Source organism: Alicyclobacillus sp. SO9, assembly GCF_016406125.1.
Lineage (GTDB): Bacteria > Bacillota > Bacilli > Alicyclobacillales > Alicyclobacillaceae > SO9.
Genome location: NZ_CP066339.1, coordinates 3,063,860 through 3,089,014 on the forward strand (window position 1 = coordinate 3,063,860; position 25,155 = coordinate 3,089,014).

The 25,155-nt window shown below is 47.9% G+C and carries 28 protein-coding genes and 2 riboswitches; of the genes, 12 read left to right on the forward strand and 16 right to left on the reverse strand.

The features are described 5' to 3' along the window. Window positions 1-13 precede the first annotated feature (13 nt). On the reverse strand, window positions 14-334 hold the full coding sequence (locus GI364_RS14390; protein ID WP_198849955.1) for a hypothetical protein: 321 nt from the start codon (window positions 332-334) through the stop codon (window positions 14-16). Between the two features lie 295 nt (window positions 335-629). Here GI364_RS14390 and GI364_RS14395 point away from each other — a divergent pair, with 295 nt between their 5' ends. From GI364_RS14395 to GI364_RS14400, 3 genes are read left to right on the forward strand one after another with little or no spacing between them, the layout of a single operon-like run. Further along, the gene (locus tag GI364_RS14395; protein ID WP_198849956.1) at window positions 630-1,064 is read left to right on the forward strand and encodes a MaoC/PaaZ C-terminal domain-containing protein; all 435 of its coding nucleotides are present in this window, start codon (window positions 630-632) and stop codon (window positions 1,062-1,064) included. Continuing rightward, window positions 1,061-1,195, forward strand: a complete 135-nt coding sequence (locus GI364_RS25145; protein ID WP_255524453.1) for a hypothetical protein — start codon at window positions 1,061-1,063, stop codon at window positions 1,193-1,195. Before GI364_RS14395 ends, GI364_RS25145 begins: the two co-directional genes overlap by 4 nt. Then, entirely contained in the window at window positions 1,192-1,422 is a 231-nt protein-coding gene (locus GI364_RS14400; protein ID WP_198849957.1) for a hypothetical protein, read from the forward strand. The genes GI364_RS25145 and GI364_RS14400 overlap by 4 nt, the downstream gene beginning before the upstream one ends. Window positions 1,423-1,489: 67 nt before the next feature. On the opposite strand, the gene GI364_RS14405 is transcribed toward GI364_RS14400, so the two are convergent. Continuing rightward, window positions 1,490-2,677: a D-alanyl-D-alanine carboxypeptidase family protein gene (locus tag GI364_RS14405; RefSeq protein ID WP_198849958.1), complete on the reverse strand. Its 1,188-nt coding sequence runs from the start codon at window positions 2,675-2,677 to the stop codon at window positions 1,490-1,492. Window positions 2,678-2,816: 139 nt separating this feature from the next. Further along, window positions 2,817-2,901, forward strand: a riboswitch (cyclic di-GMP riboswitch). Between the two features lie 74 nt (window positions 2,902-2,975). Between GI364_RS14405 and GI364_RS25410 the strand changes: the two genes are divergently transcribed. The 4 genes from GI364_RS25410 to GI364_RS14425 all read left to right on the forward strand — a co-directional run bounded on the left by GI364_RS25410 (window position 2,976) and on the right by GI364_RS14425 (window position 5,791). Next, the gene (locus tag GI364_RS25410; protein WP_370541780.1) at window positions 2,976-3,143 is read left to right on the forward strand and encodes a YgiT-type zinc finger protein; all 168 of its coding nucleotides are present in this window, start codon (window positions 2,976-2,978) and stop codon (window positions 3,141-3,143) included. 123 nt (window positions 3,144-3,266) lie between these two features. Next, window positions 3,267-4,220 (forward strand): GGDEF domain-containing protein, encoded by a 954-nt coding sequence (locus GI364_RS14415; protein ID WP_198849960.1) that lies wholly within the window; start codon window positions 3,267-3,269, stop codon window positions 4,218-4,220. Window positions 4,221-4,304: 84 nt separating this feature from the next. Beyond that, on the forward strand, window positions 4,305-5,093 hold the full coding sequence (locus GI364_RS14420) for a trypsin-like peptidase domain-containing protein (RefSeq protein ID WP_198849961.1): 789 nt from the start codon (window positions 4,305-4,307) through the stop codon (window positions 5,091-5,093). Between the two features lie 110 nt (window positions 5,094-5,203). After that, the gene (locus GI364_RS14425; RefSeq protein WP_198849962.1) at window positions 5,204-5,791 is read left to right on the forward strand and encodes a thymidine kinase; all 588 of its coding nucleotides are present in this window, start codon (window positions 5,204-5,206) and stop codon (window positions 5,789-5,791) included. 238 nt (window positions 5,792-6,029) lie between these two features. Here GI364_RS14425 and GI364_RS14430 read toward each other — a convergent pair whose 3' ends face one another. From GI364_RS14430 to GI364_RS14450, 5 genes are all read right to left on the reverse strand, one after another. Beyond that, window positions 6,030-6,641 (reverse strand): DUF2087 domain-containing protein, encoded by a 612-nt coding sequence (locus GI364_RS14430; protein ID WP_198849963.1) that lies wholly within the window; start codon window positions 6,639-6,641, stop codon window positions 6,030-6,032. A 230-nt stretch (window positions 6,642-6,871) separates the two neighbouring features. After that, window positions 6,872-7,387 (reverse strand): ferritin-like domain-containing protein, encoded by a 516-nt coding sequence (locus tag GI364_RS14435; protein WP_198849964.1) that lies wholly within the window; start codon window positions 7,385-7,387, stop codon window positions 6,872-6,874. Between the two features lie 120 nt (window positions 7,388-7,507). Next, complete coding sequence (rsgA, locus tag GI364_RS14440) at window positions 7,508-8,548, reverse strand: ribosome small subunit-dependent GTPase A (protein ID WP_233095803.1); 1,041 nt, start codon at window positions 8,546-8,548, stop codon at window positions 7,508-7,510. A gap of 403 nt (window positions 8,549-8,951) precedes the next feature. Further along, the gene (locus GI364_RS14445; protein WP_233095804.1) at window positions 8,952-9,899 is read right to left on the reverse strand and encodes a DMT family transporter; all 948 of its coding nucleotides are present in this window, start codon (window positions 9,897-9,899) and stop codon (window positions 8,952-8,954) included. Between the two features lie 133 nt (window positions 9,900-10,032). Beyond that, window positions 10,033-10,181: riboswitch (FMN riboswitch) on the reverse strand. A 69-nt stretch (window positions 10,182-10,250) separates the two neighbouring features. Then, the gene (locus GI364_RS14450) at window positions 10,251-11,144 is read right to left on the reverse strand and encodes a DNA-3-methyladenine glycosylase family protein (protein ID WP_198849965.1); all 894 of its coding nucleotides are present in this window, start codon (window positions 11,142-11,144) and stop codon (window positions 10,251-10,253) included. Window positions 11,145-11,318: 174 nt separating this feature from the next. On the opposite strand from GI364_RS14450, the gene GI364_RS14455 reads away from it, so the two are divergent. Further along, window positions 11,319-11,900: a hypothetical protein gene (locus GI364_RS14455; protein WP_198849966.1), complete on the forward strand. Its 582-nt coding sequence runs from the start codon at window positions 11,319-11,321 to the stop codon at window positions 11,898-11,900. Window positions 11,901-12,011: 111 nt separating this feature from the next. Here the strand turns inward: GI364_RS14455 and GI364_RS14460 are convergent, their stop codons facing one another. After that, window positions 12,012-13,310 carry a WD40/YVTN/BNR-like repeat-containing protein gene (locus tag GI364_RS14460; protein WP_198849967.1) on the reverse strand — a complete coding sequence of 433 codons (1,299 nt, stop codon included), beginning with the start codon at window positions 13,308-13,310 and terminating at the stop codon, window positions 12,012-12,014. Between the two features lie 79 nt (window positions 13,311-13,389). Continuing rightward, complete coding sequence (locus tag GI364_RS14465; protein WP_198849968.1) at window positions 13,390-14,010, reverse strand: FMN-binding negative transcriptional regulator; 621 nt, start codon at window positions 14,008-14,010, stop codon at window positions 13,390-13,392. A 94-nt stretch (window positions 14,011-14,104) separates the two neighbouring features. Between GI364_RS14465 and GI364_RS14470 the strand changes: the two genes are divergently transcribed. Together GI364_RS14470 and GI364_RS14475 are read left to right on the forward strand one after the other, a co-directional pair. Continuing rightward, window positions 14,105-15,709: an APC family permease gene (locus GI364_RS14470; protein ID WP_198849969.1), complete on the forward strand. Its 1,605-nt coding sequence runs from the start codon at window positions 14,105-14,107 to the stop codon at window positions 15,707-15,709. Continuing rightward, entirely contained in the window at window positions 15,702-16,391 is a 690-nt protein-coding gene (locus GI364_RS14475) for a class II glutamine amidotransferase domain-containing protein (RefSeq protein ID WP_198849970.1), read from the forward strand. The genes GI364_RS14470 and GI364_RS14475 overlap by 8 nt, the downstream gene beginning before the upstream one ends. Before the next feature lie 96 nt (window positions 16,392-16,487). On the opposite strand, the gene GI364_RS14480 is transcribed toward GI364_RS14475, so the two are convergent. The 3 genes from GI364_RS14480 to GI364_RS14490 all read right to left on the reverse strand — a co-directional run bounded on the left by GI364_RS14480 (window position 16,488) and on the right by GI364_RS14490 (window position 18,530). Further along, window positions 16,488-16,811 (reverse strand): hypothetical protein, encoded by a 324-nt coding sequence (locus GI364_RS14480; protein ID WP_198849971.1) that lies wholly within the window; start codon window positions 16,809-16,811, stop codon window positions 16,488-16,490. 93 nt (window positions 16,812-16,904) lie between these two features. Then, window positions 16,905-17,936: a DUF2332 domain-containing protein gene (locus tag GI364_RS14485; RefSeq protein ID WP_198849972.1), complete on the reverse strand. Its 1,032-nt coding sequence runs from the start codon at window positions 17,934-17,936 to the stop codon at window positions 16,905-16,907. Window positions 17,937-17,972: 36 nt separating this feature from the next. Continuing rightward, window positions 17,973-18,530 (reverse strand): hypothetical protein, encoded by a 558-nt coding sequence (locus tag GI364_RS14490; RefSeq protein WP_198849973.1) that lies wholly within the window; start codon window positions 18,528-18,530, stop codon window positions 17,973-17,975. A 533-nt stretch (window positions 18,531-19,063) separates the two neighbouring features. On the opposite strand from GI364_RS14490, the gene GI364_RS14495 reads away from it, so the two are divergent. Further along, a complete protein-coding gene (locus GI364_RS14495) occupies window positions 19,064-20,284 on the forward strand; it encodes an MFS transporter (protein ID WP_198849974.1) in 1,221 nt (406 codons plus the stop codon). A gap of 83 nt (window positions 20,285-20,367) precedes the next feature. Here GI364_RS14495 and GI364_RS14500 read toward each other — a convergent pair whose 3' ends face one another. The 4 genes from GI364_RS14500 to GI364_RS14515 all read right to left on the reverse strand — a co-directional run bounded on the left by GI364_RS14500 (window position 20,368) and on the right by GI364_RS14515 (window position 23,923). Further along, on the reverse strand, window positions 20,368-21,321 hold the full coding sequence (locus GI364_RS14500) for a hypothetical protein (protein WP_198849975.1): 954 nt from the start codon (window positions 21,319-21,321) through the stop codon (window positions 20,368-20,370). Then, window positions 21,311-21,814, reverse strand: coding sequence for an RNA polymerase sigma factor (locus GI364_RS14505; RefSeq protein WP_198849976.1), 504 nt, complete (start codon window positions 21,812-21,814; stop codon window positions 21,311-21,313). The genes GI364_RS14500 and GI364_RS14505 overlap by 11 nt, the downstream gene beginning before the upstream one ends. Before the next feature lie 268 nt (window positions 21,815-22,082). After that, the gene (locus GI364_RS14510; protein ID WP_233095805.1) at window positions 22,083-22,907 is read right to left on the reverse strand and encodes an ABC transporter permease; all 825 of its coding nucleotides are present in this window, start codon (window positions 22,905-22,907) and stop codon (window positions 22,083-22,085) included. Then, the gene (locus GI364_RS14515) at window positions 22,904-23,923 is read right to left on the reverse strand and encodes an ATP-binding cassette domain-containing protein (protein WP_198854039.1); all 1,020 of its coding nucleotides are present in this window, start codon (window positions 23,921-23,923) and stop codon (window positions 22,904-22,906) included. Before GI364_RS14515 ends, GI364_RS14510 begins: the two co-directional genes overlap by 4 nt. 301 nt (window positions 23,924-24,224) lie before the next feature. Here GI364_RS14515 and GI364_RS14520 point away from each other — a divergent pair, with 301 nt between their 5' ends. Continuing rightward, window positions 24,225-24,659 carry a DUF4395 domain-containing protein gene (locus tag GI364_RS14520; protein ID WP_198849977.1) on the forward strand — a complete coding sequence of 145 codons (435 nt, stop codon included), beginning with the start codon at window positions 24,225-24,227 and terminating at the stop codon, window positions 24,657-24,659. The last annotated feature ends 496 nt before the right edge of the window (window positions 24,660-25,155 follow it).

The window sequence follows — 25,155 nt, forward strand, 5'->3', positions numbered from 1 at the left end:
CCCTGCATCAGGCTTACCAGAACCAGAGTCCCCACAACACATAGATAATTAGAAACGAAACAGCCCAGCGACCCCAGGCACCGTAGCCGTAGGCTCCGCCGTATCCTCCTCCAGGATATCCGCCGCGACCGTAGCCGCCCCATGCCAATGCAACATCCAACTTTCGCTCGTCAGCGTCGTCCAGTGCCAAATCAACCGGGATATACTGTTTGGGACTCTTAATGATTGCTTTGGTTGCGGTAACTCGCTCAATAACACCGCGGTGAACTCCATACGGAGTTCGCAACTGGACCCATTTACCAATATGCCTTTCGCATTCCGCTCTCGTACACATACTGGTACACCCCCTCTTTGCTGACATACACCAGCATATGATTGGGGTCTGCCAATTTCGCGGGATGGACACCCAGGACATCTACCTGTTTCTCTTAATCGTCTACAGAACGGATGGGACACTTGTTATTGGCATATTCGGTCTGGTCTGCAGGCGTTAAAGCGTGACTCTAGAACTGTTCGAGCGTCCAAACAGTTATCGGTCCTGAGACATGCTGTGATTCTTTCTGTAGCAGTGAAGAAGTGGTAAGGTATGGTTACCAGTTAACTGCAATCACAAGAAAGGGGATAACAGCTTGTTTGTTGAAGAATTTAAAGCAGGGCAAACATTCCGGTTGAAACCAGTCTCGCTGACCTCAGAAGATATTAAGACGTTTGCGATGAAATACGACCCCCAACCCATCCACATAGATGAAGAATTTGCGCGGGAGGGACTGTTCCGGGGGATCATTGCTTCAGGGGTACATACACTGAGCGTCATATGGAGCGAATGGATTAAAACAAATCGATTTGGTACAGAAATTATTGGAGGCAAAGGACTTGATTTTGTGCAATGGTCAGCCCCAGTCCGACCGGGTGATATCCTAGATACTACTGTAACTGTCGTTGAGGCAACGCCATTTGATAAAAAACAGCGGGGGCTTCTTGTACTGCGATTTGACGCTGTAAACCAGCATGGAACAAATGTCCTTAGCACCCAAGCACGTGCCTATTTGAAGAGCCGATTATGACAGGCGTTACTGCTAAAGAAGTTACTGCTAAGGAAGTTACTGCTAAGGAAGTTACTGCTAAGGAAGTTACTGCTAAGGAAGTCAGGATAGACGCTACATACAGACACGAAAGAAGGAAAAACGCGGTATGAAAACACTAACAATTTCCAACCAGTACCTCAACCCGGTCTGTCTGCCAGGAATGGGAAGAAGCATTGAACTATCAGGACTAGATGAGTCAGAATTGATAGACATCCGACATGCCTACACATCAGGACAACTGTACATTCAATTCACAGAGGAACCCGACGAGCCACACCGAGTGATTAACTTGTGGGCAAACCCTCATTCACCCCAAATTACATTATTCATTAAATAGCAGGGGTAAACCTCCCTGCACTGTGGCTATCGTTAAGGTATCAATACAATCAATGTAATTAATGCAATTAATGCAGGATTCTCCACAACAAGCCAGGGTCTTTATAAGTTGACTCCGGCATTACTTTGACTAGGTAGCTGTTATTTGGAGTCTTCACAGTAAGTTGACCTGCTGTGACACCTTGGTGTAAGTGTCTGTAGTCGGTCTCTAGTTTGAGCGTTTGTGAAATATGCTCACCCGGAACGACACTGATTGTTAGGCTTTGTTCCGCCACAAGCACAATGCGTTGGCCCCATGGAAAGGTGATGTTCCCAACGCGTTGGCCCTTGCGGACAAGGGTTTTGCTGATTAAGTTTGCCTTAGCTATGTGAAGGAGTTTAGGAGTGACTTTGAAAACCTTCGCCAGTGGCGGTGAAGACCTTTGACCAAGAATGACACTAATTAAAAGTATAGACTTGTGGTTTTGACTCAAACGTTGTGCAGCCGCAAGGTTTCCTCCTGCTTGAGATGTATTTCCTGTTTTAATTCCAACAATTCCGTCCGTCCCCAACAACATATTGTAATTGTATACAGTCCCTGCCACGGGCACACTAGCACTCTTCTGGGACACTATCTCTCTCAAGACCGGAAATGTCATGAACTTTGCGGCCATAAGCCATTGGTCTTGTGCATCACTTATCGTCTTTGGATCCACACCACTCGTATCTGCATAGTGCGTGTGAATCATGCCCCAACTCTCCGCCGTTGAATTCATTTTGGCAACAAACTTGGGCACGCTGCCGCTCACCCACTGTGCTAGTTTCGTTGCAATATTGTCTCCGGACGGTATCAAAAGGGCTTCTAATGCCTGTCGTTCTGTCATTGTTTCCCCATTTTTAATTTGAACAACCGAATCTCCATTCGCGATATCACTGTGTAGAATTTGCACATCCCTCTGATTGAAGTGAATTGACGGACCCGATTGGTTCTTCCCTAAAGGATGAGCTTCGATAACAAGGACTGCCGTCATCATTTTTGTTAGACTTGCAATGGGCGCAGATGCCTGATTGCTGGATTTCATGAATACGCCTCCGAGACTTGGTACGCCCAGCGCATATTCTCCCTCTACAAGGACAGGTTTTGGTTTCTTTTGTTTCCAATCAATCTTCTCTGAATGTACATTTTGCTCTAGAGTGCCAGCGCGAACAGGCAAACTCACTTTAAACGTTGCCAGCAAAATAACAGCCAGCAGTAGCAAAACTAACCATCTTCTCATGTGCCTTATCATTACTCCTGTCTGTTCTTTTCATACCTTGGCTAAGCATATGTCATGTCATAGCATCGCGAGAGTCAAAATCGCATGTCTTGAATCATAGTATACCTATTGCAAAAATGGTACACTAAAATTACACAATCAGTTTCAAAGGTAAACCGTTCCGAAAGGACGGGACACAAAACCACGGGGCTACGGCCGTTGGCTAAGCTCGCCGGGTTGCCGTCAAACGGACGTGGTATGAGTGTATCCTATGACGGATGCACTCTTTTTTCAGTGGCATGCGTGAGAAAGGGGTATAATGGACCAACAATCGTGGTGCATCATCTGTAAAGAGCTCAATTTCAGTAGAAGTATGTCTAGAATATTTTCAACTGGGTATAAACGAATAAGGAAGACTGATTATCCGCTCGGAATATGTAAGCGGTGTAGTGAGAAACAAGCCATAAGAAACACTCGGGCAGATTAAAAGGCAGATTCTCACTTCCATGCAGTGATTGTGTTCGTCATCGACTCTCACGCCAAGCACCTTCACTTTGAAAACCGTACTTTTTCGACTGTAGCGAAAGGGTTGGAAAAAGGGGCTGAAAGGTTGGACCGGCTAAGAGACCTCATCGAACAATCCCGACACTGGGCGTCCGCAAATCGCGGACGTACACTGTTTAAACTCGTCGCCGAGTTTTTTCAGCAAACCTTCGGTCTTGACGCAGGACTGTTTGTCTATAAAAAGCAATTTATCCTTGAAGGCAATACCCCGAATCCTCAGATATATCATCCCTGGGGGCTCAAGTACTCGGCAGCAGAGTTGAGCTCTGTACTTGAAGAAAATGCCTGGATCAAGGAGGTAAATTGCCACTTCCGAGAAGGATGGAGACCCACGCATCAGTTACCAGACCCGTGGAGGTCTGTTTGGTCTGACTCACAAATTGAGTTTGTAGGGTCCTGGCCGCTTATTGTGAAAGGACACATCGCAGGCGATATCGTCGTTGGCCAAAAGTCTCCGTCCGCCAAGACAGACGAAAATCTCATGTCACTGTGCTCTACTTACGTGTCGTTCGTTCTTGAAATGCTGTCATTGCGTCGCATCGCCGAGTTTCACAGCCAACATGAACCCTTGACTGGACTGCTGAATCGACGGGGTTTTGAAGAGCGGTTTCACGAACTGGTCGGCACTAAAATGGTGGATAGTTCATTACTCATTGGTATATTAGATGTCAACAACTTTAAAGCCATTAATGACAACCACGGTCATATCAAAGGGGACGCCGTGCTCCAGGAAGTCGCATCCGTTCTAAAGAAACATATTGGCAGCAATGGCATGTGCGCTCGCTTTGGCGGCGACGAGTTTGTATTTGCTCTACACTCACTCCATGATGATGACAGTGCCGATTGTGTTGCTCGTGAAGTAACTGCCCTGTTTTCTCATAGAGACTACAGTGTCAGTGTTGGTTGTGCAGTATGGAACAAAGATGGAACCGACTGGTCATCATGTTTTAGAATTGCTGACAAGCGACTTTACAAAGGAAAAGCCCTCGACACGACCTAGCAACAACCTAATGACATAACCTTGTTAACACAACGACGGATAAGTCAATAGGGACTCACAAAGGGCTGATAGAGAGGGCTGGTAATGAAGCTTCCACTAAAGGAGAACAGCCAATTACAACGCTATATCGTTTCTTTTTACCGCTGGCTGATGATTATGGTTGTTGGAGGGCTTATTACGATAGTAACAACACATCTGACGGTGCAGAGTCATCACAGCCAAAAACCATATCAGATGTTAACTGTCAAACCGTCGGGCTACTCATGGGCGCAGGTGCGTAAAAGAACTGCCGATGCAGTCGTGAAAATCAAGACGTATACCAACGGGATGGGAGTTCCCGGTACAGATTCTAATGGGACTGGCTGGGTTACAAAAGGCGGCTATATCATAACTTGCTATCACGTGCTGAGCGATAAGCATTATACTATTACTATCTATCCATATCTAAATGGACACAATCTATCTGACAAAGTATGGTACCGAGCGAAAGTGGTTAAGGCAAATGAACGGACAGATCTCGCACTTTTAAAAGTGATTGGCCAGCCTTCAACCCCATTTGCAACCCTATCCACAGCCTCCGGAGTAAATGCTCCAGGAAGTCATCGTTTAGTTCTGGGATTCCCCCGCAGCAACTCCCTCTACTCTCTGATGACCCGTACCGGGCTTCCTCACTTTGTTTCAATGGAACCTCGACCGCCTCTTGTGTACGCTATGAATAACATGGATCCTTCGCAGGCTGCCGGTTTGTCCGGCGCTCCTGTGTTGAATCATTCAGGCAGAGTTGTTGGTATTGTGGACGTGAGACAAGGTAACAATCACAAGACAGTTAGCATGATTCCCGTTAAATACCTGAGACAGTGGAACATACATTGAGAGAGGGACTTGTCCTCCTCCACTTCTCTTACTTTCCTAATAGGTTGTGGTAACATTAGTTGCGAAATACAAAGAAACATGAAACACGCCACTAAGGGAGAGAAGAGCACGTGTCCAAGCTTTATTTTCGCTTTGGAGCAATGAATGCATCCAAGAGTGTACAACTGTTAACTGTGGCATATAACTACGAAGAGCAAGGAAAGAAAGTTTTGTGTTTTACTCCGTCTACTGACGACCGATATGGCCATGGCAAGATTACTTCAAGAGTGGGGATTTCGCGTGAGGCTCTGATTGTCCATTCAGAGACGGATATGTTTACGATTGTAGAACAAAATCCTGTTGACTGTGTACTCGTCGACGAAGCACAGTTTTTAACTCGAGAACACATTCAACAACTTGCGAATGTAGCTGACGACCTGAATACACCCGTCATGTGTTATGGGCTTTTAAAAGACTTTAGGAACCAGTTTTTTGAGGGCAGCGAGGCACTTGTATTACTGGCAGATTCCATTGAAGAAATCAAAACCATATGCGAGCACCATAACTGCGGACGGAAAGCAACAATGATTTTGAAAATCGAGAATGGTATGCCAATCTATGATGGGCGGCAAGTAGAGATTGGAGACGCACAGTACCACTCCGTCTGCCGATTTCACTACTTCCATCCTCAGGGAATCGTTACAAAGCAAAAACACTAGTTGACAGCTTCCCAATTCGCCCTTATTTCTTTCATGACCCATTTATGCCGCTATCCAAGCGTAGCTAGTGCCCATATGGCCCCAACAAGTCGGTATCTCTGTGATTTCTCGAGGTAACAGCGAGGCATGGGAAAGCCTCTCAATGAGCAAAGGCATCTGGAGCAAAGGCATCTCGCGTGCGGAGATAGGTATCATACCTATCTCTGTGCTGAGTGAGAATGTTCCCTTTCATTTAATGCTACAGTGCACGCCAATCCGTCCACATTTCTCTCGGATTTAATTCATAGACGTTTTTCTCCCTGTACATGAAATGGTTGATGATAAATTCCCTCCGAATTGTGCAATAATCCTCGTGAAATCTCTTAATGTAATCATTAATCTCGTTTTCCGCATACTTACGTCCCGGTTCTAGCTCTTTAATCATATGCTCAAAAACCACTAACTTTCTTTTACGCTGTGCGGGAATTTGTTTCAAGACGCCGTCCAGCGTGAAGAAGTTGTTTATCACAGAGCTTTCAAATTCACTGTTTTCGGCTTTTTTGTTTTCCATATCTTCATCCTCCAATTTCACAGCGGGATCACAAAAAAACGCTTTTAATATGGCCTGTGCGTTTTGTTTGAACAACTGCTCATTAAGCGCAAAATAAATGGTGTTCTTATCCCGTTTCTCCCGCACTATACCCGCGTTTCTTAACTTCATCATGTGATGCGTAATCGTCGGTGCCGAGAGGCCAAGTTTTCCTGCCAGCGCCTGCCCATGCAGTGGACCATTTCTTAACAGGAATAAGATTCGAATCCGCGTTGGGTCAGACAGTGCTTTGTGGTAGGTAACGAGTTTATCCAACTGCATGTGCCTTTTCCTCCTTGCAAAATCAATTTCACCATCTAAAAACTAATTAGCCATATAACTAATTAGAATAATATCAAATTTCAACATGGAAGTCAATTATGACGTTTTAGAACGAAAAAATGGCCGCCTTGAGCGGCTGACAAATCGTTGGAGGAAACTTTTCAAGAGTTATCCTATATAGGCGTGGATTCTCTCCGTCCTAAAAGCAGCGGCTTTTCAGTAGATGCCCACTAGTGGTGCAGCAGCTTGTTCCAGATATACGTGAACCATACAGAATGCCTTCCCTCATCGTGAGAGGCGTACATGAGAACTTGGCTTATACGAGCATCAGGAGCATAAGGACTTGTTTCCTGGTAGAATTTAGAGTCGTTTAACTCGTCTTGGATGGAGTCTTCAATCCCTGTCTCGAAGCTCTTTGGTAACGGCCTGTCTGTCAGCGACGGCCTGAGTCCTCTGGAGAGAGTTGCATAGATGTGTGACAGTCTTTGAAAATGGGTCGATTCGTCATAACGAATCGACTCCAAAATGTCCTTGAAATTTTCATCTCGCGTCATATTCACCAACGCACCGTACGTCCGCAGTGCGTTATACTCTCCGTCAACAGCCTTATCCAGACGACTCAGTAATTCAGCTGCACCACTTGTCATACCGTGTGCTGACGCTGGCCAAACAGACGGATCTCCATAACCGGACCACCCAAGTACGCCATACCGATTAGATTCATTTGAAATATCTCTGTATATCACCGTTCATTCCTCCTACCCGAATCTCTCCAGTGATATCAGCCTATGCATACCGCCGAAAGTGCGTGACATCCGCGTAGTCCACACCCGCCCTCACAGTTCTTGTCTCACTTGGTCAAGATTTTAGTGATTTCTCACTCTACAGTACTTTCCTTTCCCTTTCAGACGCTCAAGTCTTCTCTTTTTCTCTTCAGTCCTCTGCCACTCTCGTTCCATTTTGCTGTAATTCTGGAGTCTGGTCACAGAAAGAGTGCCAGATTCAATGGCTTCTTTCACTGCACAACCAGGTTCTGACTGATGAGTACAGTTACGAAATTTGCATTGTCCGGACAGTTTCTCAATGTCGGAAAACACGTTCTCCAAGCCATCACTCGCATCCCACAACTGCAGTTCTCGTATACCCGGCGTATCAATCATCATCCCGCCGTCCGGAAGTAACAGCAACTGACGGTAAGTCGTTGTGTGGCGTCCGCGTGCATCACGCGCTCGAGCAGCTTGAACAGTCTGTACGGGTCTCCTCATGAAGTGGTTGATGAGTGATGATTTTCCTACTCCGGAAGAACCTAATAGCACCGTTGTCGTCCCTTCCTGCAAGTAAGTGTTCAGTCGTTCCAAGCCTACCTTAGTTACAGAACTCACTGCATAAACAGGAACTCCGACAGCGACCTGCTTCACGTCATCAATTCTGTTGTCTACAGCATCACACAGGTCGGACTTCGTAAGAACGACAACCGGAGAAGCCCCGCTCTCCCATGCGGCCAATAACATACGTTCAATGCGCCGCACATTAAAATTGGCATCAAGACCTGTTACCACAAACACCGTATCCACATTTGTTGCAACAATCTGTTCTTCCGTCACGAATCCCGCCTCCTTGCGAGAAAACGTACTCATACGCGGAAGTATAGAATGGATGCGGGCAAAGGAAGCGGTTGTCACCTCGGAAGCTGTGACGACCCAGTCGCCCACCGCAGGAAAATCACCGCGATGCTTCGCCGTGTGCTGCAACTTCCCGGTAACCACTGCCTTCACCGGGCCACGCTCCGTATACAAATCATAGACACCTTTCTGTTCCGCAGCGACTCTCCCGACCTGGCCTTGCTCGTGAATCGTTTGAAATGCACGTTCTTGAACTTCAGACCATCCTAAATTCTTAAGATTCACACGTATTCCTCCATTAAAACAAAATAAGCCACAGGCAACACACCTGTGGCTGCAACTGTGGTGGCAAGGACCTCAGCTGCTTATGTCAATCCCGAAACGATACCTAAAGTACCTTCGCTACACGGCATAGCACAAAGAAAAGCCTCAGGCTTCATGCTGCCCAAGGCTCTGTACCTTGTGTTAACTTTTGTATGGGCAATGCAGCATGTTATGGCTGCGGTTCGCCATTGATTGCATTGCAGATCTCAAGGCAAGTCAAAATTTCTTTCACCCGTACAAGGAAAGCGTGGACAGCTGTATGAAATTCTCTAAACGTACGTATCGGAGATTTTTCATAGTCTACCACTTCCCTTCCTGAAACTCTGGCCTCATCATACAACACTACATTCATGCTGGCAACATTTCACGAGACTCCCTCGAGTTGGAGAGTTGCACCACGTTTTGCCGGCGTCTTAGATAACTGCAAGACCGCCAGCCATACAACGGCGAAACCGAGCCACTGTCCACCAGAAATGGATTGATGCAAGATTGTCCAGTTCAGCAACAGACCCACAGCCGGGAATGCCAGCTCTGCCAGCGTAGCATAAGACGCCCTTGTGCCCCGCAGGCCGAAGTAATAGATAAGTAAACTTAACAAACTAGGAACAAGCGCCTGAAAAAGAAGATTTATCCACACGGGTGGCACCGTGAATGCAAAGCCGACCTCTGGCCAGTGAGGGCTGCTCAATACGGTTAGTGTTGCAAGCAGCGGTATAGCAACAACAAAACGTAAACTCGTAACTGTCGTGAAGGATACTTTCGCTACCAAACGTTTGCCCATGACGGTTGAACCGCCCCAAAGAATGGCAGCACCAGCGGACAACACGGCACCCGTCATTTTATGTGCGCTCATACCAGTAGTGGGAATATGAAAGCCAAACGTCAGTAGATAGGCCCCACCCAAGGCCGCAATGAACACAGTCCAAAAATTCTTAGTTAGCCTCTCTTTCAACACTATGGCAGCCAAGAGCACCGCAAAGACCGGTTGCAGTTTTTGCATCAGCAACACAACATTGGCGTTACCAGTGTTAAATGCAGCCGTGAACAGTACAGAAGCGACTGCTGATCCGCCCCACGCGATGAAGAGCACCGCAAACCAGTCACCTACATTTAGTCGTCTCAGTTCAGTACGCTTCCATATAAGGACGGGCACGGAAAACACCATCAATAACAGGTGTTCAAACAGTACAATCTCGATGGAACTAAAGTGATGCAACAGGGCCACAATCAGAACTCCGTCCAATCCCCACATGCCAGCCCCTAAAGCAATCAGCCAGACTCCACTGTTTCGTGTATCTTTAAAGCCGTTCACCAATTCAAAAACCTCCCGCTAAAACGAGGATTTGAATTGAACCTCCTTCGAAGATCACGTCACACAAAAAACCCGAGTATACAGCACTCGGGGCGCACGTGGAAGACAGCGTGACACTTTTGTCACACTGCAACTTCACCTTCTCCCATCCGGACTATACCGTCGGCTTTGGAATTTCACCAAATCAGTCGTCTACAGACGTTCTCAGAAGACGAGTCGCGGGCTCCATTGCTGCGCAATGTCACCGCCGGTCGGGAATTTCACCCTGCCCCGAAGGTTCATATTCAACTATGTAAAGTGTAGCACAAGACAAGACACAGAAAATCGAATGATGATGAACATTTTTCAAACTCAAAGCAGGCTCTGCCACAGATAGTAGGTGGCATAACTTCGATATGGGGACCATTCTTCAGCAAATTCCCTTACTTCAACTTCCTTAGGCCTATAAGAAAGACTGTAAAGTTTCTGAAGGGCATTCTGAATTCCGATATCCCCCGCAGGTATTAGGTCTTCTCTTCCCATACCGAAGAGAAGAAAACACTCGACCGTCCACCGGCCAACGCCTCGAATGGCAAGCATTTTTGCGAAGACTTGCTCACTTTCCATTGACCACAGGTCATCCAAATCAACTTTTCCATCCACAACCAATCGCGCAAAGTCAATCACGTACTCTGCTTTCCGTTGGCTAAATGATTGCTGACGCAACTCATCGTAGGACCAACTTGCAACGGTCTCTGGCCCAGGGAATACGGGGATGACCTCATCGTGCCAGTTCACGGCTTCGTCATTTAGCTTTACGAGCCTTTCTACAAGCGTTGCCGCAAACTTCACATTCAGCTGTTGCCCAATCACGATTCGAACCATCGACTCAAACAAATTGCTATCTTGAATCGGACGCAAGCCGCGAAACCGTTTGAGTAAACCTTCCCATCGTTTGTCATGAGACAACGTTGAATAAAAACCGGCTAAATCAGAATCCATGGCAAATATATGTCTCAATTGCCGAACAACCTGTTTATTTTCGGCTTCAGATAAATCATCAGGGTACTCTGCTTGTAGCACAGTATTATCTATCGAACCCACTCCCCATACCGTCACAGGTATGAGTTTGCCTAAGAGCCTTAATACCGTGGTATACGAATTGGTCTCTGCATTAACTAAGGCAACCCCTGACGGACGCGACAGCGGCCGCTTCAGCATTTCAGAAAAGTGAAAAGGCGTGTCCGGAAGTAATTGCATTAACATAAACTCACCCGCAATCCAGTGAAATAGAGTATTTCATACGAGTCTCACAGAACTTTTATTGATAAACCGGAACAAACACAATTCTCAGTTGCAATACAAGGTCTCTAGCCAACTGTACGTTGCCGCTTCATTTGGAATTGCATCCTATACACGGAAAACAGGAGGGTGGAATAAATGATATTTGACATGATAAAGCGTTTCATGCGCAAGAGCGACGATGAGGCAGAGGACGACAGCCAGGAAGGGACTTCTGGTCTCTCTAGTGAAGGCAAGACGCCCCAGTCAAATCCTGGTTTTGCATTGCCAAACCAAGGTTCTGTTCTCCCTGTACCTCAACGCCAATCCGGTATACAGTCTCAACAACAGCTTCGGCAGCCCCAACGAAGGCCAACTTTTAAGGGACCTGCTCACCCCAGAAACTCTGCGTATCCAGGGCAACCACCAGTCGGCATCGAAGGCTCCCCTAGACAACGTCGACCACAGGGAGCCGGCGCAGGCGCACCGATGCACACAGGACCGGGAACGCAACCGTATCCATTAGCAGCACCCGTCACAATGATGCCTCCGCAAACTCTACAACCGCGCCGACAGCAATATGTAGACGCTTGGGGACGTCCAATCCCCGTGCAAAGACCACGCCCTGGATACCCTATGCCATTTCACCCTAGTCAGAATCTCCCTGGTTTGAGTCGCAGACCGCAAAGACCAAGACCAGATTTTCGCCAGCCTGGAGGCCCTCCCCAAGGACCTTGGTGACGCGACCAGTCCGACGCATCGCAGGATTATACAACAACATTGGGGAGCGTCACCAAACATATCTGTACTGTGTCTCGCCTTACCATTTGTTGAAGGTAGGTGGTTGAATTTTCAGCCACCGTGTTTGCCTTTGTACAGCACATTGTTTGGGTCAACTAAGTTGGCGAACTGCCAAGATGCGCCTTTGTCCAGTGAAATAAAACGTGCCATCACTTTTCCGCCTTCAAAGTCACCCTCCGGACCCTGGTTCACCAGCATCACGCCTTCCTGCCCATTGAAGGTCGGCATCTGCGCAACCGTAAAGACGCCTTGGTACTGCGGCGGGACGGGCACTGTAACCTTTGACCAAGTCTTCCCTTCATCGGTTGTTCGATAAAGGACAGGCATTGCTGGATTCCCGCGTGATCCGAACGATTCAAAACCAATCTGTTTACTAATAAACCCTCCGCCTGTCAAGAGATAGCCAACTGGCGCACCGCCCGTTTCGACCCAATGTCTACCGCCGTCGGTGGTTGTGAAGACAATGTTTCCTTCCTGACTCATCACTCGTCCGCCGCTGAGAATGACGTGACCGTCATTCTTGGATGTAAAATCTATCAACCGCATACGCACACCTTGAATGACTGCTGGCAGTCGTGATTTATGCCATGACATTCCCATATCAGATGACATCAGCACCCAAGAGTTTTTTCCGTCTGTAGCGATGAATGCTGTTCGCTTGGGTGTTATGATGTAGCTGCCCTTAATGAGTGCGTTTTTTGCGCCGCTGTAATCCCCAGCGTACAAATTCTGGTATTGAACCGGTACGGAAGTCCAATGCTTTCCAGCATCATATGTCACTGATAGATGTTGATGCGGAAACTTGTATGTATCCGTTCGACTTGGAACCTTGATGCCTGCTGCTTTTTGGTACTGGTATTTAACCGGCGGCAGACCCGCCACTGTTGACTGGGTTGGTTGAATCTGCTCAAGGGTGTATTGCTTTGGCCCTGTCTTATGAATGCGCAGCGTCCACTGAATGTTTTGGATTAACCCCTTCCTACTTACATGGCCCCAACTGTGATGAGTCGACCAGATGCCTGCCGTAACATTCACCTTGAATGTCACTCCAACAGCAAACGTATTCTGATTCCCAGCAAGGACTTGGATTCGAGTGTAGCCTGGGAACGTAATCTTTTGCCATCGGTTGGTACTAGCTTTCTCATATTGCTTCATATAGGCAAACCAAAGACGGTAGCCGACCCTCTCCTGCGACTCGTTTAACTTCGTAGTAACTGTCAAAGGAAGCGAACGATTCAAGTTTTCATGATAAAATTTCAAATAATAGATGACTGCCCCTAGCGTGGCCAGCAGCAGAATAGATGCAGCCGCAAAGAGTCTCTTCCAATGCTTACTCGACCTCACCATCAAGTTGAGAACCTCCAATTCCGCCGTGGGCCATACAGCTCCAGTAATGGAAAGTGGGGCTCAAGCTGCCGTGAAAAACTCCTCAAAACACCTGTGGACGATGAGTACGCATCCATTTTGCAACCTGAGTGGCGTCCTCGTTTTCCAATTTCTCAAGTTCTGTAACAATCGCTTTATAGTCCCGGTCATTCCGGTTTTGACTCATTTTTGCCGAAGACTGTATGGAAGTGATTTCAATTTCAAATACAACAATACCATTTATTTTATTTTGGAGATACTCAGAACCAAAGGTTTCCCAGGTTCTTCCGTGTGCTCTGGTAGATTCGTAACGTCGCAACAGGGATCTCATGTAAATTTCTAATTCGTCTCCACCGATAATGCGGGAAGTTCCATAGGCATGTACCGCCAAATAGTTCCACGTAGGCACATTCTCTGCTTCATACCAACTTGAAGAAATATAGCTGTGTGGGCCTTGGAAAATGAGTAAGACATTTGAGTTGCCTTCTAAGGTGACTTTCTGCTCGTTCCCGTAAGCAATGTGCCCTAAAGCGTAAGTCTTCCCATCTCTTTCACGAATTTCAATCGGAATGTGTGTCGCAATGGGACGACCCTCATCGAGAGTTACCAGTACCGCGAACGGGAACGACCTCATCATTTCAATTGCCTCATCATCATCAAGACGGTACGGCTTTGGTATATACATAAGTACGCCTCCAAATGAAATGTTTGTATATTATAAAAGTTAAGAATAATATATAATTTATGCATCCCACGAGTAAAGGAGTGAACAGACTACAGTGGACAATAAACAATACCTCAAGAAAAATCTAGGTTTCTGGTCATTGACTGCAGCGGCTCTAGGTGGAGTCATTGGTTCTGGCTGGCTGTTTGGCGCTTGGAAAGCAGCCCAGTTAGCCGGGCCTGAATCGATTATCACGTGGATTATTGGCGGCATTGCTATGCTTCTCGTCGGACTTGTTTTTTCTGAACTGGGAATGGTGAAACCTGAATCGGGGGGTCTCGTTCGTTATCCACAATACTCCAACGGTTCGATGGTGTCCGCAGTAATTGGCTTAGCCATCTGGTTTGGGTTTGTCGCAAACCCTCCGACCGAAGCGTCTGGTGTCGTTCAGTATGTCAGCAAGTTTTGGCCGGCGTTGTACGACAAAGGTAATGGGCACTTGACGTTCATCGGAATTCTATTAGCCATCGTACTCATGGCGGTGTTCGTCGTCATTAATTATTTTGGTGTGAAGCTATTTGGGCAGGTCAACACCTTTGTTACGACTCTGAAGTTTATCGTTCCCGTGTTGACAATTATCTCCCTTTTCATCGCGGGATTCCATGGCAGTCACTTTAGTAAATATGGTGGGTTCGCTCCTTATGGTGCTGGTGCCGGACTGAGCGCTGTTGCGACGGCAGGCATCATTTTTGCCTACACCGGATTTCGTAATGCGATTGATTTGTCTGGAGAAGTTCGTAATCCACAGCGTAATGTTCCACTAGCTATCCTAACTACCATTTTGATTTCTATTGTGCTCTACATCCTGCTGGAAATTACATTTCTCGGAGGCGTTCCTGCAAAAGATTTGGCTCACGGGTGGAGTGGTGTCAATTTGCGGTCTCCGTTTCTCGACGTGGCCTTGGGGCTTAATCTCATGTGGCTCTACTGGATTCTGGCAGCAGATGCTGTGGTGTCCCCGGCGGGATCAAGCTTCTCCTATACCGCAAGCAACGCACGTAATGTCATGGGCTTGGCGAAGAATCGTTTCTTTCCGCGTTTTTTTGATGACGTTAACCCAAAATGGGGCGTTCCCACTCGCGGGCTCATTCTAAATTTTGTTATTGGTTTGTTCTTTCTTGTCCCCCTAAAGAGCTGGTATGGAATTATTTCTTTAACAGGTGTCATTGCTGTGTATGCCTTCTCGGTTGGTTCTATATCAGTGATGGTGTTTCGGCGCGTCGGCCTGTCTAAGGGTAAGACTATCAAAGGCATGAGCGTATACGCGCCACTAGCGTTTATGGTCTCAACGTTAATTGTCTACTGGGACAAGTGGAGCAAACTCCAATTCTCCATCTACGTTCTCATTTTCTGCTTTATCGCCTATGGAATCTCCCATGTTTATCACAAAAACGATATAGCGGAGATTCGCGGCGGTTTATGGCTCATTGTGTACTTCATTGTGATTCTAGCATGTGCAGGAATTGGAAACTTTGGAGGACTTCATTTGATTCCTGAACCATGGATGTCCATCATTGTGGCTGTTCTGTCACTTGGCATTTATTATTTTGCTGTTGCGAACGGAGTTTGGTACATGAAGACGAAGAAAGGACTCGTTTCTCAGTTGGAGACCGAAATCAAAGCTGACACTTTCGGCGAAGGCGTGCAGCCTCATGTGTGAACTCCTCTACTTAGCCAAACATTCGCCCTTCCCGCTTGCCGATGTTTTGCCATGGGCAGTGTCCGTTGAACACTTCGGCATCGCTGGTTTTGGGTGGGGTGTCTCATGGGTTAGTCCCAATGGACATCTACATCACTTTGTTTCTGCTGGTACTTTAGAGGCGGAATACAAGAACCAGATGAAACTCGCACCAAAGGAAGCAGTCTCGTGCCTCTTTCATCTGCGTCGACCGTCCTTTTTTAAGACATTGACTCCGGAAAACGGGCAACCATACTTGGACCCTGGCCGCTTTGCCTTTGCTCACAACGGATTTTTTCAGAATCACAACGAGTTTAGAGACCAATTTAAAGACAACATTCAAGGCGAATCGGACAGTGAAATAGGCTTCCTGTTATACCAGAAATACTTGAATCACATGGGAACAATTGACGCGCTGGAGCAGGTTGCTTCAGAGTTGGTTGGTATCGGAAGTGCCAATGTTATGCTCTTAGACAGTGAGGGACGGGGATATGCCCTGGGCAGAAACCGGAGGAGAAATCGTATTTTCCAACTTGTTGGTGAGGGCTATTTTGGCGCTGTTACTGAGATGCACAGTCAGGACAGTGAATTGCTGCATCGGGTGTTCCCACAATTCGACATCACAGATGAAGTAACAAGTGCCGCAGAAATTCGCCGGAAGTAGAAGGGGAAGTCTGTAGTTTTCGGGCAATCATAAGACAGTGTGCCAACGTATGGCTGGCACACTGTCTTATGTCTTTCTAATCTGGTTTACAAAAAACTAGTAAAAGCCGCGGTGAACGGGCAATCCGGGTCTATGTCCGCCTGGAACTACGGGCCGTCTAGCACCTATGCCTGGAGGTCTCGTGTAGCCACCCGCGGCGCTCCCCGGACCCCCGAGTGGAGGAAGTCCTGTGACTGCACGCTGTGGACCCCTTCCATATGGTGTCCCAGGCCTAGGGACACGTGCACGGCCGGCCGCAGCGCCCGCTCTGTTTTCCTGAGCTGCGATGGAAAACAGGACAATTAAAGGTAGAATACACTGCTCGACCTCGGCGTTATCACTCGCCGAATGTGTGCCCAACAGCGAAATCTGTTTTGACATCTAAACCACCTTCCCCCTCGAATACCGTTAGTGTATTCCAGACACTGCTTGGCGGGTGGACTGAAGGACTGTCCGTGTGAGAAAGACGTCAGGCTAAGAACTGAAAGACCAGTCAAACCAGCGGCCGTGCCCATCAGTATCACCAACAATCTCGTGAGACTCGTTGCCGTCAATAAATGAATCGAGGTGCAACCTGCCCACATCCGTTATGTTGTTGTAGAGGTGAAGTACGTCTTGCTTGCCGCCGATATGCCGAACAGTATCTAGGAGTTTAGCTTTCTGTGCTTCAGAAAACTGATTTGCCACATGAGTATGGAAGATACATAGCACTGACTCGTCAGGGGATTGTCCGGCCACTCGCGGCAGTAAGGAAATGGCATCCCCCTCAATTAACTCTGCAGATTGAGACTGAAAGCAATCAGCCGCATTTTCAAAACACTCCATTCTGTCCGCGTGTTCCGGCCATATGAGCGCCTTTAACCATATGTACTCGTCTTCCTTTGATAGGTCGACTACATGCAAATCGATTCCAATTCTTGATACTACAGGCGGACTGGTTTTTGGTAGGCGAGGCAGCGTACCATTTCTCAATTTCGCAGATAAGTGAACCGACGAGTCCATGTCTCCATAGGTCTCTTCTGTGCCATAGGAGTAATTGTATTTGTCCCATAAGAGCTGTAATCCAGCACTTGTACCCAACTCTACAAGAGCCAATGGTCTTTTTACTTTCTCGTAAATAGAGCAAAAACTTGGATACAGATAAGTGCATCTTCTCACTTCGTTGGTTTGCACACGTCTGCTTTGAAGAATCTTAATAATTTCGCTACCGTGTTGCAGGCAAAAGTCCTTAAAGGGAAGAAACGAGCCCTCCGGACTACGTGGATTCTTAGCTAGACTCGCATAGTACTCTCCAAGTTCATGCTTCACACCTAACAACAATAGATAGTGCACAGAACCCAAAAACAAGTTGGGAACAGGTTGCCCGGAGGAGCAAAACGAACTTAGTGCGAGCAAGTCCCCATCTTCACTAATCTGTTGCGACAAGAATTCATATAGCGGTGATGACCCTTTACATTCATGCTCAGCAAACCGTTTGAATCTCTCAGCTAGTAACTTCTCATCCACTCAAGTTCCTCCTCACACAAAACAAGACGTTGACGCTTAGAAACCTGCATTCATCTTCGCATTTTTCAAGACCTCATTTGCCACCTCAATCACTTGTGATTTGCTGAATGCAGTTGGGGGTTCAAAGCATCTCATTGTGACAATGACGGATGGCCGGTGAGTCAGTCGGGTTGGAATAATGAATAACAGCTGCTGTTGTATCACCGCCTGTCCTCCCGATGTCGTAAAATAGTACCCCTTCAAACCTTGACTCAGCCCCACAAGGTCCTTTGACGACGCCGAAATACGTCCGTGTGGAGCTTTCTTCTCACGAATGGAAAGCGTGGTGTTCGCTCCAGAAGTATAGCCCGTTTTGGCATAGTCCAACAGGAGTTGCGATGATGAACTGGTGACACGTTTCAGCACCATGCCAGCAGGCAGTGCGTAAGGGACGTAAAACACGATTGGTGACGTTACGGAGGCCGATCCGGTGGATTCAATATGTTTAGCCGCTGCCTGATTTCGAGGACTTGGACTCTCTGTACATCCAACCATGGCAGCGCACGCCACGAGCGTTGCTGCTATTCCAAAAACCTTATTGTGCATGTTTCTCACGAGATGATCATTCCTCTCAGCGCAATCTACCAAGATACTGGTCTTCTACCCTTGTACCCTTTGGCCCTTGCGACAATCTTCCATATTGTAACACTGCTTGAGACGCGATTTTGGAATGGGCATAGAGAACAGAGCAAACTCTCCTCAAATTGTTGGACAGTCCCCTGGAGACGCATACTCTGTCTTGGAAGGAATGCTCAAAAGCGCGTATTGACACTCCAACGAGCATACGCTAGTCTAAACTGAGTATTGTAGAGAGGAGTGTTAAAGGGTGCTGATGAATCCGCCTGCGTGGCAGTTTTACATCCGCAAATTCGGACCGAAGTCAATGCCGAATGGGACAGATCTGCCCTGTTTCGGCGGTTCATTGAGCATGCTTGCACTCACCGGCTAATCTCCTGCAACGAGATTTTGGATTCGGATTACGTAAGCATTTAATGTTCAGTTGCCGTTCGGGGTATGTCCCTGAGCGGTTTTTTCATGGATAGGACAAAACAACCACGAAAATAGAACTGAGCGGAGGATACAGCAGGATGACACAACCGAATGACAGTAGTAAATTGAGCCGCAAGTTGACTAGAGCCCAAATTGGACGCAAAAACATCGCAGTTCTTTATACCTATTCCGGAATTTCTCACCTGTGGTTCGACGGCGGCCTCTGGGTCGTATATTTTCAGCACAAGGGTCTTTCCTTGTTTCAGGTGGGATTACTGGAGGCTGTACTTCACCTTGTGGCAGTTGCATCTGACGTACCCATCGGGATTTTTGCGGACAAAATTGGCTGGAAGCGCTCACTGGGTCTCAGCACTGTTGCCGGTATTATCTACACGGTACTCTGCCTCTCTTCGGCAAGTATTTGGCTCTTTGTTGCAGCTTTTGCAGCACGCGGTTTACAAATCACGTTGACCAATGGCAGCGATGCTGCGATTGCCTATGAATCGACTGTCTGGGCTGGCATGAAAGATAAATACTTGGCGATTTCAGGTCGACTGTTTGCCATAGGACTCATTAGCATGGGGATTGCAGAGGCCGTCGGCGGAAGCCTTGCAAACTGGTCCTGGTCTTCGATTTACGTGGCTTTCACTATTGCCAATGTTTTGTCTTTCATTGCTGTGTTGTTTATCCGTGAACCGTGGGAGGCTCGCATAGGTGCGAATGAAACGCGGCTGTCGGCACTGACCATCACAGTAGAGGCTGTGCGTTTTGCCCGACGCAGCAAAGCCTTTGCCAAATGGATTGTCTTTAGTACGATTCTTTCCGGCTTTACGGCCACTTTTTCCTTCTATGGACAGTCCCTGCTCCTGCACGCAGGGTGGAGCCTAATCGGTCTTGGCGTCTTGACGGGGGCGGAAAACGGAATTGGCGCAATTGTAAGTTGGATGACGCACCGGATTGTTCGCCGCTTCAGTGAACCTGCCACGATGACGGCGTCCGGCATATTGGCCAGTATTGGACTCCTGGCCTTTGCCTGGATTCCCGGCATGTTGTCCGGCGCAGGCTACCTGTTGGGCTCCGCCGCAGACAACCTGTCTTATCCCTTGATAGACCAAGGTCTCAATCGCATCGTTCCATCCGCGCAGCGTGCAACCCTTTTGTCTGCACATTCCACTGGATTCTCACTGTTCATGATTGCAGGGTTTCCACTGTTTGGAGCCGTTGCACAAAAAATCGGACTGGTTCACACGGCTTATTTGGTCAGCATAGTTGGTGCCGTCTGCATTCTCGGTGTCACATGGTGGTGGCGACGGGAATAGCGCCGTGCTCTCATTCACTGCCAGTCTCGAACCGAATGCTCGAAGGTCTATATCCCAAAGGAAATTGTGTCCGACCAGATGTGTTAATTAAAGGAATGTATCAATTTGCCCTTAGCATTGTAGCCCTGAATGTTTCTAAGTCCATACGTAGTTCCTGATTGGGGCTGGAGTTGAACGTAACTATACGCGTGGTCTTTGACGGGCACGGTGACCCTCTGTCCACTCTGCAGAGTGATAACTATCTGCGTGATGGCGAAATCGGGTACTACTCCGCTCCACCACATGAACTGATTCTTACGATTCGGAAGACCGCCGCCGTAACCAATGTGTTGGAAGTATTTATTGAATGTGTACCTAAGGAGCGACTGGGCTGTAATTGTTATGTCGGGCGACATAGATTTCATAACCAGTTCCCAGTTACCATTGGCCGCTTTTTGTGCGATGACATCCGCGACATGTTTTTGATTGTGTTTCAGATACGTACAAAATACAAAAGCGTAGTTGCCTTTGATCTCACTCCAGCGAATCACCAAGTGCGAAATGCTTGATGCAGCTTTGGAGGTCGACAATGCACCGTTGGGGCCTGTGGCGGAAGACTGCTCGCTCCCTGCTGTTGTACCGGAACTCGAGGAACTTCCGGCCGGCACAGTCACACTGCTGCTTGAATTTGAAGAGGAATGATAAGCAAAAAAATCGACGAGCATTTTCCGGAACTGAGGCGTATCCACGGGTGTTGGTATCACACTTCCACCAGGCCCGGCTTCGGTTTCGGTAAACATCGAATTGATTCTGCGAATTGCCCGTTGCTTATGGTAATACATGGTTCCTCCTACAACCGCGCCCAGCACAAGCACCGCTGCCCCGACCGTCAATGCCGTCTGTTTCCAACGTCGGAATCGCTCAAAATGACCTCTGCTGCGGCCTCTGCCGAAGCGCTGGTCTCTGGCCCGTGCCAATACCCGCATCCTTCGGTCCTCGGTCAACTCATGCGCAGGAAGAGATTGTATCTGTTCTTTCAGCTTATCGTCAAAGCTCACTAGCCAACACCTCCTTTTGCACTCGTTCCCCCAATTTCATTACGGCCCGGCGATACCTGGCTTTAGCGGTCACTTCAGGGATGTTCAAGACGCGGGCGATTTCTCTGAACGACATCTCCTGGTGCAATCTCAGTATCACTACTTCGCGTTGCGGGCGCTTCAGGGTCAGGACTGTTCTCCAGAGAGCATGACCTGTAATCGCCTCGATGGCACTCTCTTCTGCAGAAGCTGAGACGTCTGAAGCGTACTCCCGAAGCTGGTGATGTCCCACTGGAATGACTCGACGAATGAATGCAGATTTAAAATGGTCCTTACACCGATTTCGAGCAATCACAAACAACCATGTCTTATAGGACGACTTTCCTTGAAAAGAATCCAAGTGCTCATATGCACTAATAAAGACGTCTTGGGTCAGGTCATCAGCCGCAGTCACGCTGCCTGCAGTCGCATAGATGTAGCTCCAAATCCCGCTCCAATACTTTGTCATCAGCATATCTAAAACCGCATCGCTGTCACGATCCGCTCCGATGGGTTTTCACCCCTTCCGCCTGACTCTTCTTTTTATAGACGACACAGACCTTTGTTTGGATACACAATTTGCATCACTGTATAAATGTACATGAATAATCGAAAATCCCCCGGCAGACCTATACCGGAGGATAAACTGGGTTGCTCAGGTTATCAACTCGCAGCCGCACAAAGGACTGGCGTCTGCTCATCGAGATCGTCGACGCTTCATTCGTTCTCTTGTATCTTCATTCCTATGTTCGCCTCATATAGGCACGTACTGTGAGCGGTGCAAATATAGCCACAACAACGGCTGCGCCAAGAAGGGAAATGGATAAATCCGATCCAATCGATCCGGTATTCGTAAGGTCCCTCACCGCCGTCACCAAATGTGAGATTGGATTAATGTCCACGAACCACTGCAACCAGTGCGGCATGGTCTTCACAGGTACAAAGGCGTTGGATAAGAACGTGAGCGGAAACAAAATCATCATAGAAATGCCCTGCACACTCGAAGCGGTTCTGGCGATGACACCAAAGAAAGCGAAGATCCAGCTCATTGCCCATGAGCAGACAATAACAAGGATGCCTGCAACCACCACATGCCCCAAGCCGCCGTTGGGACGATAGCCCATCACATATCCCATGGAAAATGTGAGTGTTGTTGCAATGGCATATCGAACTGTGTCAGCCAACAATGCTCCCGCCAACGGTGAAATCCGTGCAATTGGCAGTGACTTAAACCTGTCAAACACGCCCTTATCCATGTCCTCTCGGAGTTGCACACCCGTTACGACGGAAGTTGTAATGACGGTTTGTACAAGGATTCCAGGAATAATCACAGGCAAGTAGCTTTGTACGTTTCCTGAAATCGCACCACCAAAGATATAAGTAAACATTACGGTGAAGATAATCGGTACAAATGTGACATCGAACAACTGTTCCGGCGTGCGCTTAATCTTTAGCAGTCCCCGGTAGGCCATGGTAAATGAGTGACGCAATGACAGCCCAAAACTTGCATGGTTTTTTAGTTTCCGGTCTCGTACAGGAACAATCCGCTGCGTGGTCTGCGTCGTCACGATAAAATCACCCCTTTGTCACTGGCTTCATCCGAACTCTTCTTCTCGTCTTCAACCCCGTGACCGGTAATACTTAGGAACACTTCATCCAGTGTTGGCTTTTGTACGCTCATCTCAGTCAAACGAATTCCTTCTTTACGAAGGGTAATCAATAAGTCAGCAACCCTGTCAGCGTCTTTCATGGGTGCCGTGATTCTCCCTGTGTCCGCATTGACAATAGCTGTGACACCCAACACATCGTAAACCGCTTGGCTGACTCGCTCCAGATGGGCGCTGTCCTCCACGTGGAGTTGTAGCGATGAGTCGCCAATGGAAGCCTTCAGTTCGTCGGCGGTGCCTTCGGCGACGACGCGACCGTGATCGATGACAGCAATTCTGTCTGCAAGTTGGTCGGCTTCGTCCAAATACTGGGTCGTTAACAATACGGTCGATCCGTTTTTCACAAGTTGCCGGATAGTCCCCCACATTTGTGCGCGTGTTCTCGGATCAAGACCAGTGGTCGGCTCATCCAGAAAGATGAGCGGAGGTTGCGCAATCAAACTCGCAGCCAAATCCAGCCGACGTCTCATACCGCCGGAGAATTTTTTCAGCGGACGCCGGGCCGCTTCCGTTAACCCAAACTCCTCCAGCAACTCTGCCGCTTTCTTCCTCGCTTCCTTGCGTCCGAGTCCAAGCAGCCTCGAAAACAGAACCAGGTTCTCTGTCGCACTCAGGGTTTCGTCAACAGACGCATACTGCCCCGTTACACCAATGAGCTGCCGAACCACATGCGGTTCCTTCAGCACATCATGTCCGAAAATCTTCGCAGAACCCCCGTCTGGACGCAACAAGGTTGTCAACATTCGAATCGTTGTTGTTTTCCCCGCCCCGTTCGGCCCAAGTACTCCATAAATCGTCCCAGCCTTGACCTTTAAATCAACGCCGTCCACTGCCCGATTGGTACCGAACACTTTTACCAGTCCGTTGGCTTCGACCGCCAAGGTCGTCTTATCAATTCCCGTTTGTTTCTCATGCAAGTCCAGTTGGTACGTGTCTTGAGTTCTCACCGTGTTCCTCCTTTTTGCAAAACCTTATCTATCGGCACGCCAAGTTAAATTACATGCGATACAAACAAGATACCCTCTTCTAATCTATTACACATCCGCCGACAGTCGAGTCGCATATCAGACTTTAGTCTGAGACATTCATTGTCTCTTGTAACAGGATAACCTAATTAATTTGTACATTGGAACCTGCTTTCCCATATTGACAAACGGAACTCGCAAATGGATAATCGGATCAATAATCAAATTAATCCGATATGTTAGGTGTGATTTAATGATGAAGACGGCTTCTATACCGCGACCGCTCGTCCGTACAAACCAATGGACAATCGTTTTAACCGTCGTGTTTTCTCTTACCCTGCATGTTTACTGGGTTTTGTTCATTCCTCTTTTGGCTGGACTTATGGGACTGGTATTTCACTTTAATCCAATTATGAGGGGCGCGAAATTATTCTTAAGGAAAGCTCCCTCAGACTATGTTCCCGAAGACGCGCAGCAACAGCAGTTTAACCAGTACATTGCTCTAAGCTGTTTGTTCCTTTCTCTGTTAGGCTTCACGTTCCACTGGATAATTGTAGGCTATACTTTTGCCATCCTAGTAGCATTAGCAGCGTTTGTAGCAATCCTCGGATTCTGTGTTGGGTGCTTTATTCGATTTCAGTGGTCACAATACCGTTACCGCCGTCAAGCCCGTGCACAGCAAGGCTGATTACGGTTTGCAAATTTGCCGCACACGTGACGTGCTACAAGGCTTACTTAAATTTGGGTGTCCAGTTTCCATGAAACAGCATGTTCCGCCGTATTGACCAAATGCCAGGGTGAGTCTGTATGAGTGGCGGCAGGAGAGGTGTAGGCTGCAGTTGCCGATGCTGGCAGAGATACACCAGGGTCATGCAGCATTCCTCTCATATCCATGGTCCCGGTCCTTGGTTAGTGATCCTTTCGCTCCCTATCGCAAGCCTGGTCAAATAATAGTGATCGATTCGATCACTATTCCAATCAGCCGTTCACATTAGGGATCCCGTTGCGCCCTATCACCCACGTCCCCCCTGCCTCCACCGATATTAGTGTCCATTCATGACACTAATATCTTTGCCAGGTAGCATTAGCGATCTTTGAGATCATTATCGCATCGCCACTTCGGCCGATAGGGATCTTTCGAGTCACTAATCGCCTCGCTGCCCCCTGACTCGCCGACGCCTGAC